12 protein-coding genes are annotated in these 12006 nt (G+C 62.6%); 2 read left to right on the plus strand and 10 right to left on the minus strand.

Translation table 11 applies throughout. The annotated features are described in order from the left end of the window. Nucleotide 1: 1 nt before the first annotated feature. From HBO10_RS11680 to cpaB, 7 genes are read right to left on the minus strand one after another with little or no spacing between them, the layout of a single operon-like run. Nucleotides 2–727 (minus strand): tetratricopeptide repeat protein, encoded by a 726-nt coding sequence (locus tag HBO10_RS11680; RefSeq protein WP_034125883.1) that lies wholly within the window; start codon nucleotides 725–727, stop codon nucleotides 2–4. 10 nt (nucleotides 728–737) lie between these two features. Next, a complete protein-coding gene (locus HBO10_RS11685; protein ID WP_034125884.1) occupies nucleotides 738–1625 on the minus strand; it encodes a type II secretion system F family protein in 888 nt (295 codons plus the stop codon). Between the two features lies 1 nt (nucleotide 1626). Continuing rightward, on the minus strand, nucleotides 1627–2508 hold the full coding sequence (locus HBO10_RS11690) for a type II secretion system F family protein (RefSeq protein WP_034125885.1): 882 nt from the start codon (nucleotides 2506–2508) through the stop codon (nucleotides 1627–1629). Between the two features lie 9 nt (nucleotides 2509–2517). Then, on the minus strand, nucleotides 2518–3789 hold the full coding sequence (locus HBO10_RS11695; RefSeq protein ID WP_034125886.1) for a CpaF family protein: 1272 nt from the start codon (nucleotides 3787–3789) through the stop codon (nucleotides 2518–2520). Further along, entirely contained in the window at nucleotides 3786–4979 is a 1194-nt protein-coding gene (locus tag HBO10_RS11700) for a pilus assembly protein (protein ID WP_034125887.1), read from the minus strand. The genes HBO10_RS11695 and HBO10_RS11700 overlap by 4 nt, the downstream gene beginning before the upstream one ends. Beyond that, a complete protein-coding gene (locus tag HBO10_RS11705) occupies nucleotides 4976–6181 on the minus strand; it encodes a type II and III secretion system protein family protein (protein WP_034125888.1) in 1206 nt (401 codons plus the stop codon). The genes HBO10_RS11700 and HBO10_RS11705 overlap by 4 nt, the downstream gene beginning before the upstream one ends. A gap of 19 nt (nucleotides 6182–6200) precedes the next feature. Next, complete coding sequence (gene cpaB / locus HBO10_RS11710) at nucleotides 6201–7145, minus strand: Flp pilus assembly protein CpaB (protein ID WP_034125889.1); 945 nt, start codon at nucleotides 7143–7145, stop codon at nucleotides 6201–6203. Nucleotides 7146–7482: 337 nt separating this feature from the next. Between cpaB and HBO10_RS11715 the strand changes: the two genes are divergently transcribed. Beyond that, the gene (locus HBO10_RS11715) at nucleotides 7483–7680 is read left to right on the plus strand and encodes a Flp family type IVb pilin (RefSeq protein WP_034125890.1); all 198 of its coding nucleotides are present in this window, start codon (nucleotides 7483–7485) and stop codon (nucleotides 7678–7680) included. Between the two features lie 53 nt (nucleotides 7681–7733). Next, nucleotides 7734–8138, plus strand: coding sequence for a response regulator (locus HBO10_RS11720; RefSeq protein ID WP_034125891.1), 405 nt, complete (start codon nucleotides 7734–7736; stop codon nucleotides 8136–8138). A 230-nt stretch (nucleotides 8139–8368) separates the two neighbouring features. Here HBO10_RS11720 and HBO10_RS11725 read toward each other — a convergent pair whose 3' ends face one another. The 3 genes from HBO10_RS11725 to HBO10_RS31670 all read right to left on the minus strand — a co-directional run bounded on the left by HBO10_RS11725 (nucleotide 8369) and on the right by HBO10_RS31670 (nucleotide 11961). Beyond that, nucleotides 8369–10051, minus strand: coding sequence for a POTRA domain-containing protein (locus HBO10_RS11725; protein WP_034125892.1), 1683 nt, complete (start codon nucleotides 10049–10051; stop codon nucleotides 8369–8371). A 186-nt stretch (nucleotides 10052–10237) separates the two neighbouring features. Then, entirely contained in the window at nucleotides 10238–11506 is a 1269-nt protein-coding gene (locus HBO10_RS11730) for a collagen-like triple helix repeat-containing protein (RefSeq protein WP_052199935.1), read from the minus strand. Beyond that, entirely contained in the window at nucleotides 11461–11961 is a 501-nt protein-coding gene (locus HBO10_RS31670) for a hypothetical protein (RefSeq protein ID WP_052228103.1), read from the minus strand. The genes HBO10_RS11730 and HBO10_RS31670 overlap by 46 nt, the downstream gene beginning before the upstream one ends. Between the last annotated feature and the right edge of the window lie 45 nt (nucleotides 11962–12006).

Here is a 12006-nt window from a genome sequence, read left to right on the forward strand (position 1 = left end):
CTTATTTCACAGAGGCCGGCAGCGTATCGCTGACCGCCGCTACCTGATCTTTGACTGGACGCTGCGGTGCCGTGCCAGCGTCCTTGAGGTGTTGCGCCCGTGCCTGGGCTCGGGTCACCTGATCAGGGCTCAACCCGAGTTGGCCGACCACTTTCGCGGCTTGCTCCCAGTTGTCCTGATAGATCAGCAAGGTCACTAGGTTGACCGCCGCTAATTGATCGCTCTGCTTGAGTTCGATGGCGGTCATGAATTCAAAGCGCGCGTCTTCAAGGCGCCGTTGATCGAGGTACACCACGCCCAGGTCGTTGCGGATTTTTTCGTCGGTGGGCGCCAGCCGTGCTGCGCGTTGCAGGTGAGCCATGGCCTGGCCGTTGTCGCCCTTGGCCGACGCCAGTTGCCCCAGGCCGTGCTCACCGTCGGCGGCCAGGCAGGTGCCCAGCAGGCTGCGGTACAACGGCTCGGCGTCGGGACGGCCTAGCAAGCGATAGGCACGGGCCTGGCGCTGACGAACCTGGGGCAGGGCGCTGGGCAGGTTCTGCAGGTTGGCAAGGCTGGCGTGCAGCTTGCCTTCGTTGGCCATGTCATCGGCCAGGTTCAGCGACAGCTCCTGGTCCGAGCTGGGCTTGGGGCAACTGCCCGGCGCCAGCAACCCGGCCCACGGAACCTGGCCGTTGCTGGCACAGCCGCCCAGCATCAGCAGGCTCAAGGCGACGATCAGTGGTTTCATGGCAGGCTCCTCAAAAGTTATTCAAGGCTCGGGAGATGGCGATCATGGCCGGCCCCCCCAGCACGATCAGCAAGGCGGGAAACAGGAACACCATCATCACCACGGACATCTTCGCGGACATCTTCGAGATGTATTCCTGCAGGCGGGTCAGGCGGCGGTCGTCAAGCAACTGCTTGAGGGCCAGCAAGGATTTCATCGCGCCGCCGCCCTGGTGGATCAACTGCTGAAGGATGATGCAGGTGTCGGTGAACTCATCCACGGCCAACAGGCGTGCGGTCTTGCCCAGCTCTTCGGACAGTTCCAGGCCCGAGTCGACCCTTGCCAGGATCAGGCGCAGTTCATGGGTCAGGTCTGGCAGCAAGCGCTGGGCTTCGGTGCCCAACACCCGCAGCGATTGCTCAACTGCCATGCCGGATTCGAACAGGATGCGCAGCAACGGAATGAAGGTGGAAATTTCCCGAGCGATACGCTCCTGGCGGTATTTCGCACTGAGGGCGAGGATGCGTTTGGGCAGCAAGTAACCGATGCCCAGGGCAATCGCCGGGGCAATCCAGGGTGAGCCGGCATGGGGAAACAGCAGCTGTTGGCCGAGCAGGGTCAAGCCCAGCAACACGATGGGCACGCCGATCTGGAAAGCGGCAAACATGGAGCGCTGGTTGGCTTTACGCCAACTGACTCGGTTGAGCAGGGTCTGGGTTTCGTTGTCCAGGCTGACCGAGCGCTGGGCCACGGCGCTGGCGCCCAACTGGCGCATCAGGCTGCCGAGTTTGTCCTCGCGGGTCAGTTGGCCTTGCAGGCGTTGGCTGACCAGGCGTTGTCGGCGCCTTTGCTCTAGCAGGTTGCCGACGATCAAGGCGACGGCGGCGAGCGACAACAGGATGCAAATCAGGATGGCCATCTCAAATACTCCGCAACATGCGCCACATGACGAAGGTGCCCGTGATGTCGAGCGCCACCGCGGCCAGCAGCAGGTGGCGCCCGGTTCCGTCATTCCACATGCTCATCAGGTAGCCCGGGTTGACCATCAGGAAGTAGCCGACCATGACGATAGGCAAACCCGCCAGCACATAGGCGGTCATGCGCGTTTCGCCAGTCATGGCCTTGAGTTGGCGCGCACCCTGTTCGCGCTCGCGGATCATCTTGATCAGGTTTTCAAGCAGCTCGCTGGCGTTGCCGCCGTAGCGGTGGTTGACCTTCAGGCCAAGAGCAAACAGGCGGAATTCATCGCGCTCGTAAAACTCGGCAAAGTCGCTGACCGACTCCGGCAGGCTCACGCCCATTTGCACGTTGCGCTGGATGCGGCTCATGGCCTGCTTGAGCGGCGCTTCGGTGCTGTCGATCGCGCCCAGCACAGCGTCCGCCAGGGTGCGCCCAGACTTGAGGCTGCGCACGCTGTGGTCCAGCAGCTGCGGTAATTGTTCGACCATGCGCTGCACTCGCCGTTGGTAGCGCCAGGCGATATACACCCGCAGCAGCAGCGGCGGCAGGATCAGCATGGCCAACAGTCCCAGCCCGCCGGCCAGCAGATAGCCCAGCAACATGCCCAGCGCCCAGCCGCTCAGCCACAAACCCAGGCGGTCGGTGGGCTTGCCCAGGCCGGCGCGCTGGAACATGCGCTCCAGCGCGACCCAGCTGCCGTTCGGCTCCTGGGGCACCGGCTGGCCGTCGCTGAGCCGCTCCAGCACCCGGTCGGTGCCGGCCTGGCGCAACCCTCGCTGGAACAGCCAGACGGACAGGCTGATCAGCAGGATGCAAATGAGCAGCAAGACAAGTCCGGTCATGAGCCCTCTCTACAACGGCAATGCCGATTCGCGCCGCAGCTTGTCGCCGGCCGGGTTGAGCGCTTCGCGCAGAAAGCCGAAACCGGTACGGCGGTCGAGGCGGAACAGGGTGTTGGTGACATACACGTCGTCGCGCACCCCCACCACTTCCACCACCTCGCTGACGCAACGGCGCCCATCGGGCAGGCGCGTCAGTTGCACCACCACATCCAGTGCGGCACAGATCATCTGCCGCAGGGTTTTCTCCGCCACCACCCGGCCGGTCAGGCCCACCAGGGTTTCCAGGCGCAGCAACGCGTCCTGGGCATTGTTGGCGTGCACGGTGCTCATGGAACCGTCATGGCCGGTGTTCATGGCCGTCATCACGTCGAGCACTTCGACGCCACGGATCTCGCCAAGGATGATGCGGTCCGGGCGCATCCGCAGGGCGTTGCGAATCAGGTCGCTGGCCTTGACCTCGCCATGCCCCTCGGCATTGGGCGGGCGGGTTTCCAGGCGCACCACGTGGGGGTGGCCCAGTTGCAGCTCGGCGACGTCTTCGATGGTGACCAGGCGTTCGTGGGGGTTGATCAATTGGCTGAGGATATTGAGCAGCGTGGTCTTGCCGGTGCCAGTGCCGCCACTGATGAGGATATTGCAGCGCTTGCCCACCGCCTCCTGGAAGAACTCGAAGATGTTGTGGTCGATGGTTTGCATCGCCACCAGGTCGCTGCTCTTGAGCATGTCCTTGCGAAATTTACGGATCGACAGGCACGGGCCGTCCAGGGCAATCGGCGGGATGATCGCATTGACCCGGCTGCCATCCGGCAAGCGCGCATCGACCATCGGTGACGACTCATCCAGGCGCCTTCCAAGGGGCGCGAGAATGCGTTGCATCACGCGTTCTACATGGTGCGCGTCGATAAAGCGCAGGTCGCTCTGGTGGAGTACTCCGTCACGCTCGATAAACACCCGGTGTGGGCCGTTGACCAGGATCTCGGTGATCGACACATCGCGCAGCAGCACTTCCAGCGGGCCGAAGCCGGTCAGCTCATCGACGATTTCCTCGGCCAGGCGCTCCATCTCATAGCGCGAGATCGCCAGGTGCATGCGCGTGATGTATTCGGCCACTTTGTCGATGACAAATTGCGCCAGGGATTGGCGCGAGCCTTCCAGCAGGTTCTGGCCCGACTCTTCGATGGCATCGATGATGTAGCGATGCAGCACCAGTTTCAGGCCGTCGTGGTCGTTGTGCGCGGTACTTCCACGGGCCGGAGCGCCGAAGAGTTTTTCGCCGTTCATCGACTCGCTCCCAGCAGGCGTTCGAACCAGCGCGTCGAAGGTTTATCCAGTCCTTCGGTGCGTTTGGCCAGGCGCTCGCCCAGGTGGCGCAGGGCTTGGGTCAACGCTTCGCGGGGGGCCAGGGTGAACAGGCTTTGCCCCTGGTTCTTGGCGTTCAAGCGCACTTCGGGGCTCAGGGGCAGCACGGCGATGCACTCCAGGCCGAAGCTTTTTTCCAGGGCTTCGGTGCCGGGGGCGCAGCCTTTGACGTAGCGATCGACGAGCAGCTTGGCATGGTCGAGCTTCATGCCTTTTTCGCGCCACAGGTTCAGCATCGCCAGGTTACGCCGACAGTCGAGTACGCACTGGTCGGTGCACCACAACAGCTTGTCGCAGTGGCTGACAAAGGTGCGCAGGGCTTCGCTGTCCGCTTGCCCGGTGAGGTTGACCACGATGTGCTGGAAGTGCTGACGCAAGGCGCTGAGCAGCATGTACAGCTCGGCGGCGCTGGTCATTTCCAACGGGTCATCGCTGGCGGCGTAGGCGAGGATCCGCAGGCCGTCGTCGGTGCTGGTGAACGCGCTGTTGATCAGGGTGGCGTCCAGGCGTCGCAGGTGGCGCAAGGCGTCGCCGAAATTGAAGGTGCTGTCCAGGCCCAGCAGTGCCAGGCTGTCGCCCCTGGGCAGGCCGAGGTCGAGCATCAGCGTCTGCTGGCCGCTCTTTTGCACCACCATCGCCAGGTGGCTCGCCAGCAGGGCGCCATCGGTATTGCCCTGGGCACCGTAGAGCACGGTGAGGCCGCCAAGATGGGCGTTCGGCGCGCTGGGCGGCAAGCGCTTGCTCAGGCGCCGCACCAGCCCGGCCACTTCGCTGGAGCGTGAACCATAGGCGACAAAATCCCGCGCACCGGCACGCATGGCGTTGAGTACCAACTGGTTGTCCATGCCGTCGCCCAAGGCCACCACCGCCAACATCGGCTTGGCTTCCAGGGCGCCTTCGATCAAGGCGCTCTGGGCTACCAGGTGCTCGCGATCCAGGCCCACGAACACCAGGTTGGCGAAGGTCACGTCCACCAGTGCCAGCAATTCATCCAGGCTGCCGCCGCCCACGTTGATCACTTGGCCAAGAGGGGCCAGGGCACCCTGGAGCCATTCCAGGTCGGTGCTGTTACGGGTGATTGCCAGGAAGGTCTGGCTCAGGCTATCGCTCATTGGGAAAGTCCACTGCGACGGTCGAAGTTGCCGTTTTCCAGGAAGAACAGGCGGAACCAGTTCGGATCATAGGTGCGCAGTTTTTCGCCGGGCAGCGACGGCAACTGCGCATTGGCAGCCAGTGGCTGGACCAGATGCGGCGTGACAATCATCAGCAGTTCTTTCTCTTCGCTCTGGATATTGGAGTCGCGGAAAAACGCACCAAGGATCGGGATATCGCCCAGGCCCGGGAGCTTGGCGATGGTGGAGCGGTTGGTGCTGCTGATCAGGCCGCTGATCACAAAGCTTTCACCGTCGGCCAGTGACACACTGGTGTCGGTTCGCCTGACGGTCAGGGCCGGCACCTGGATATTCTGGATTCGGATCGCGTTGCTGTAATCCAGCTCGCTGACTTCCGGGGCGACTTTCAGGGCGATGCGGTTGTGGTCGATGACCGTGGGCGTGAGGGTCAGGCGAATACCGAACTCCTTGTATTCGATGGTGATGGTATCGCTGCCGGCACTGGGCACCGGAATCGGCACTTCGCCGCCGGCCAGGAAGGTCGCGCTCTGGCCGCTCATGGCCACCAGGCTCGGGCGCGCCAGGGTATAGGCGAAACCGCTGCTTTCCAGGGCGTTGATCAGTGCCTTGACCCGGCCACCGCCAAACCCGATGTTGAAGTTGTCGGCACTCACCGGCAATTTGAAGATGCCCTCTGACGGGGACAGCAAGTCGGGGCTGCCGAGGAAGAAGTTTTTACCCATGCCCAGGATCTTGGTGCTGGCTTCCTTGAGCTTGGTGCGGCTGACCTCGACAAAACGAATATCGGTCTGCACCTGGCTGGGCAGCGTCGGGTCTTCGGAGGGCGACAGCGATTGGCTGGTCAGCGCCGAAGTAGCCTTGCCCTTGACGAACACCATGCTCTGGCGCGGCGTGGTCGAGCAGCCGGTCCACACCATCAGGCTGGTAGCGCCGCTGCCGACGCCAGTGAGCAGGAAATGGCGGTCGCCGTTGACCCGCACATCGGCAATTTTCGGGTCGCCGATAGCCAGGCGCGTAATCGCTACCGGCGACTGCAGCTCGGTCTGCAAGCCTTCGCCTACCTCGATCACGGCGGGCAATTGGCCCAGGGCGTTGCAGCTGCCCGATGCGCCCATCGCCATGCCCAGGGGCAGGCACGGCAGCATCAAGGCCAAGGCCAATTGAGCGTAGCGTTGGCTCATTCAAGGCATCCTTGTTCAATCAGGGGGTAGGTTGTGCTGCCGCCGCGCCGCGAATCACTTCGATACCCCGACGCTGGCCGGTGACGGCCACCGCGGGGGTGATTTTTTTCGGCGGGCCGCTGAGGGCCAATTGGGTGAATTGGTAGAGGTCGCGGTTGGCGCTTTGCACCTTGTCCGGGGTGTCGCTTTCACCGGCCCAGTAGCGGCTGAGCAATTGTTCGTCGGCACTGCGCACGGCCAGGCGCAGCGTGCCGGCTTGGGAAGCGAGCATCAGCCGACTCAGCAATTGTTCGGGCACCGCCAGCACCACACTGCGCGCGGCGGTGCGACGTTGAGCCGCCTGGGCGCGTTCTTCGGCGGTGGCGGGTGGCGGTACTGCCGGGGTGCCGTCGTTGGCCAAACCCAGTTGGTCGCCGACGCTGAGCAGGCGAATCGCCGGGATGACCACCTGCGCCGATTGCTCGGCATTGGCATTGTCCTGGCGCAAGAACAACAAGACATCCACGTAGTCGCCGGGGCTCAACTGGCCACCGGCACCGATGACCTCGTCGACGGCGACGGCGAGCGCGCGTTCATCCGCACGAATCATGCGGGCCAGGGGGCCGCCGGCGGTGAAGCTTTCATCATTGAGCCAGGTGCCGGCACCCAGGGCCCGCAAAGGCGTACGACCGATGGCCTGGTCAACGCTGGTCAGGCTGCCTGCCGGCACGGTGCGCAGTTTTTCCACGGCTACATCGGCAGCGGTGAGGGGCACAAAAGGCGCAACCGCGTGCACCAGTACCACGACGGGCTGGCGGGTCTGGTCTTCCACGACCGCAACGGTTTTTTCCACGGAAATGACAGGTTGTGGCGAGGGTGCTACGGCAGGTGCCGGTGGACGGCTGAGCACCAGGCCCCAATACCCTGCCACCAGGGCTCCGATAAGCAGCAAGCCAGCCAGGACCATGCTGATGCGACTGTTCATGACGGCGCTCCCTATCCTGTTGCACTACTTTTATTCCCGTTAATCCAAACGAGTTAAATTCGCAACTGGGCTGTGATGAACAACTAACGATTTGGCTATTTGAAGGTAGCTCAGCTAGGACAAATTGCCATTACTGAATGAAAAATTTATCGATGTTTTTAGCATCGGGCCTTTAAACAACGGACTTGCAGGGCGCATGAAGCCACTAATACTTTATGATTAATTCATTCTTACAGTTGTGAGTGTTAAATTTGTTGACAATGCTCTAGTGGCACACGGCAATCATTGTGCGGGCCAGCTGTATCGGCGCTTTGTGGCGCATGAAGGAGATCTCAACATGATCCTTGACCTGTTCTTGAAGTTTTATGTTCACGCTCAGTTATTCCTGCGCCGCAGAGATGGGGCGTCGGCTATTGAATATGTGATTATCGTCGCGATAGTTGCGTTGGTGATCGTCGGTATTGGTACTGGGCTTGGCGATAAGATAAAAGGCATCTTCGAGCAAGTGTCCGATGCGCTGCCAGCGGCGACTTAGCCGTCATTGCGGTATTCTTTCGTTCCGGTGATTCTTTTTATCAGGTACCGCCCATGACCCACCCTTCGTCATCCCGCCAACAAATCCTATTGGTGGACGACGAGGAGGATGCGCTGGTGGAGTTGGCCGAATCCCTCGAAAACGAGGGGTTCGTCTGTTTCACCGCGACCTCCGTCACCTTCGCCTTGCAAGAATTGACACTTCACCCTGATATCGCCCTGGTCATCACCGATCTGCGCATGCCCGAGGAAAGTGGTATCTCCTTGATCAAGCGCCTGCGCGAACATACCTCACGCTCGCATTTGCCTGTGATCGTGATGTCTGGCCATGCAGAAATGGACGATGTCAGCGATATGCTGCGCTTGCAGGTGCTGGACTTGTTTCGCAAGCCGATCTACCTGGTGCGCTTGCTCGATACCCTCAACAGCCTGTTTCCCCTCTCTACACCTGGTCGGTAACGGACCTGCACCGCTTATTAAATGTGGGAGCTGGCTTGCCTGCGATGATGGCCGAACAGTCAACGACTAACTGCCTGACACTCCGAAACCCAACTGTGGGAGCGGGCTTGCTCGCGAAGGCGGTATGGCAGGTAACCGAGATATGTACTCATTCCAACCCAATTGTAGGGTCGACCCGAAGAGCGCCATCGCAGGCAAGCCCGCTCCCACATTGATTACAGGTTCCCTCGTCACAGTTGATAACTGAAGCTCAGCGTATACCGAGGCCTGCGATTGAAGCTGTCCAGGGCGATATCCGACATTGGCTTGGCCGCTTCCAGCGCGATGTTGTAGTACTTGTTGTCGCCAAAGCGTAAACCTACCGCCGCCGACGACATGTCGTTGGCCTTGACCGGCAGGTCGTTGAACCAGGATTTGGCGCGATCGACTACGACGTAGGGTTGCAGGATTTTCACCCAGTTGCCGGCGCGGTTGAAGCTGTAGTTGACCTCGTACGCCACCCCCCAGCCCTTGTCGCCCGAGCCTTGGTCGTCCGGGTAGCCGCGGCCGAAATTTTGCCCCCCGAAGGTGGCGCGTTCGCTGTCGGGCAGGGTGTTGTTGCTCCAGTACAGCGCGCCGGAAAGTACGCCTTGCCAGTTGTCGAAGAACTTGTCGCTTTGCACGCCGGAAAGGCGCAGGCGGAAGAAGTCGAGGTCGGGTTTAGCCACGTCCAGGTCACTGCGGGCCTTGGCGCCCAGGCCATCGATGCCCTGGTACAGGCCACCGCTGATGATGCGTAGGCGTCGCGCGTCGGCTTTGCGCCAATCACCTTCGAAGGCCAGGGCGCGCAGGTTGGATTCGATGTCGAAACGCAACGGGTAACCCACCAGTTTATAGCGCGTGGTCTGGTCGACCGCGTACAGGCGTGTGCCCAGGGTGAAGGACTCGGTCGGCGAGGCAATGAACGGGTGGCTCAGGCCGATGGAGTAGCGGTCGATGGACTGGTGCGGCTTGAGTTCGAAACCGCCGTCCAGTTGCACGCTGCTGCTGGGGTCGGCGCGATACCGCTCGGCGGCGAGCGCCAGTTGGGTGCCTTCGGCATTGATGAATTGGTTGTAGTCCACGCGGTAGTAATGCTCTTTGTCCTCGCCGGGTGGGAACAGGCCGCTGACGCTGAGCTGCTCGCCCATGGACGTCTGGGAATTGCTGGTGGCGCTCAGCAACGCTTGCGTGCCGCCACGGCTTTTCTGCACCAGGCTCATGCTGGTGGTGAAAGGTTTGCGGCTGGCCTGGATCTGCATGTGCGTGGCGCCATCGGTGGTGCCTGGCGGCGGTACTTGCGCTTGTACGCTGAGGCCGGGGATGCGGCTCATCAGCGTGGTATAGCGCTCGAAGGTCTTGCGAGTCAGTGGGCGTTCGGCCAGGAGCTTTTGCGCGAGTTTATCGACGTAGGCCGACACCGAACCAATGTCGCCGGTTTGTTGATAGTCCTTGATGTAGCCTTCCACCAGTACCACGCGGACCAGGCCATTTTCGAAGTTCTGTTGCGGCAGGAAGGCGTAGGACAGCAGGTAGCCATCCTCCTGATAACGGCGGGTGATGCCACGGGTCGCTTCAATCAGTTGCGCAAGGTTGGTTTCACGTCCAATCAACGGCGCATACACCTGCGCCGTCTCGGCGAGCGGGTAGACCGTTCCGCCTTCGATCTGCAACTTTCGAATAGTGACCTTGGTGTCCATCAACAGCGGCTGGCCTGCAGTCGGCGGCGCCTCGGGTACTTGGGTTTTCGACGTGGGTGGTCGGTAGGCGTCCGCGGGCAGGTTGGGTACCGGCAGGGTGCGGACAGTGTCGTTGCTGTTGAGAAAGCTGGGAAGGGTCTCGGCCTGGGCGTAAGCACTGAGGGTGAGCAATAACAACGGGGTCAACACGCGCATAGGACACTCCATGGTCAACTGCAGCAGCGCTTCGGGCCCGCCGGGTTCTGGGACTCGGTTCGGGAGGGCGGCGACTGATCACAGGTGTCGCTGCCCATAAAAAAGACGAGAGACTTATTAAAGGTCTCTCGTCTCAACCAAGCGTAGGCGCTGTAGGGGAGGCCGTCTAATCGGCCAGGTGCATTTCTATTTGCCGGTCAGGCCATTCAACAAACCGCCCAGACCGCCTGTGGCCGTAGTGCCGCCCGTGGTGGTGGCAGTGCCAGTTGCTGTGGCGGTGGTGCCGATATTCAGGCCGCCGAGCAAACCACCGCTGGTGCCGCCAGTCGCGCCGCCGGTTACCAGGCCACCCACCGAGGCGACGGTGCCGCCGACCGCTGTGACGGTGGTGCCTACCGCGTTGGTGATCGGGTTGGCATTGGCTGCCGTCAAGTTAGTGCCCACGCTGCTCACAGCGCCGCCGACTTGAGTCACCAGACCATTGACCGGAGCACCCACCCCGGTAGTGGTGCCGATGGTTTGGGTCAGGTTGGTGACGCCGCTGGTCACAGGGTTGAGCGCTGCGCCGACATTGGCCGCTACGGTGGCGACCGGTGCGGTAGCTGCGGTGTTTGCTACACCTGTGCCACCCAGCGCAGTGCCCAGCGACGCAACGGTGCCGCCGACTGCACCACCGGTCACACCCGTTGCACTGACTGTGCCGTTGGTATTGCCCACGTTCAGGCCGGTACCCACGTTAGCCACCAGGCCACCCACCAGTTCCGGAATGCCGGGAGCCGAGGTGCCACCGGTTGGGGCGACATAACCACCTGATTTATCCAGTGTGCCACCGACGCCAGTGAGTACGGTGCCGACAACACCGGTGACCGGGTTGCCCGTGCCGCCCGTGCCGCCCGTGCTGGCGACTTGAGTACCCAGGCCAGTGACAGCCGAACCGACTTTATCCAGTACGCCATTGAGTGGAGTGCCCAGGCCGGTTGCGTTACCCAGGTTGCCGGTGGTGTTTTCCACTAGCGACACCACAGGCACCACGACTTTGCTGCCCAAGGTGTTGGTCAACGAACCCAGCGGGCCGGTGGTGCTGGCCGTACTGAGGGTATCGCCGAGCATGGTGACGGTGGTGCCGACTTTATCCACGACGCCACCTACCGCAGTGCCCACTCCGCCTGTCGCGCCGCCGACCACAGGTATTCCGCCGAGAGTGGTTGACAGTGTTTGGCCGGTGGTCGAGAGGCCGCCGCCCAGGTCGGCCACGCCATTACCTACGCCTGCCACCGTGGTGCCCAAGGAGTTGGTGTTGGTGCCCAGTGAGCCCAAGCCGGTGGTCACACCTGTGCCGATGCTGTTAACAGCGGTGCCTGCCGAAGTGACCAGGCCGCCAGCGGTTGCGCCGACGATGGGTACGCCATTCAACGTCGAACCCAGGTTACCGACCGCTGTACCGACATTGCCCACAGTGGTGCCAAGGGTGCCGGCAATCTGGCCGGTGACCAGTGGGGTGGTTGTCGAACCTGTTCCGCCACCTGTTCCGCCGCCAGTACTGCCGCCGGTGCCGCCGCCAGTGCCGCCGCCAGTGCCGCCGCCAGTGCCGCCGCCGGTACCGCCGCCAGTGCCGCCGCCGGTACCGCCGCCAGTGCCGCCGCCGGTGCCGCCGCCAGTACCACCGCCAGTACCACCGCCAGTTCCGCCGTCACCACCGCCCGTGCCACCGCCGGTTCCGCCACCAGTACCGCCGTCACCGCCGCCTGTGCCACCACCGGTTCCACCGCCAGTACCGCCGTCACCGCCGCCTGTGCCACCACCGGTTCCGCCGCCAGTACCGCCGTCACCGCCGCCTGTGCCACCACCGGTACCACCGCCTGTACCGCCATCACCGCCACCAGTACCGCCTCCGGCACCTGCACCAGCATCCGGCGATGACGCCGCCACGCTGGATTTATGCCCGCCACCACCGC

It is taken from the genome of Pseudomonas sp. WS 5503, assembly GCF_012985385.1.
Taxonomy (GTDB): domain Bacteria; phylum Pseudomonadota; class Gammaproteobacteria; order Pseudomonadales; family Pseudomonadaceae; genus Aquipseudomonas; species Aquipseudomonas paracarnis.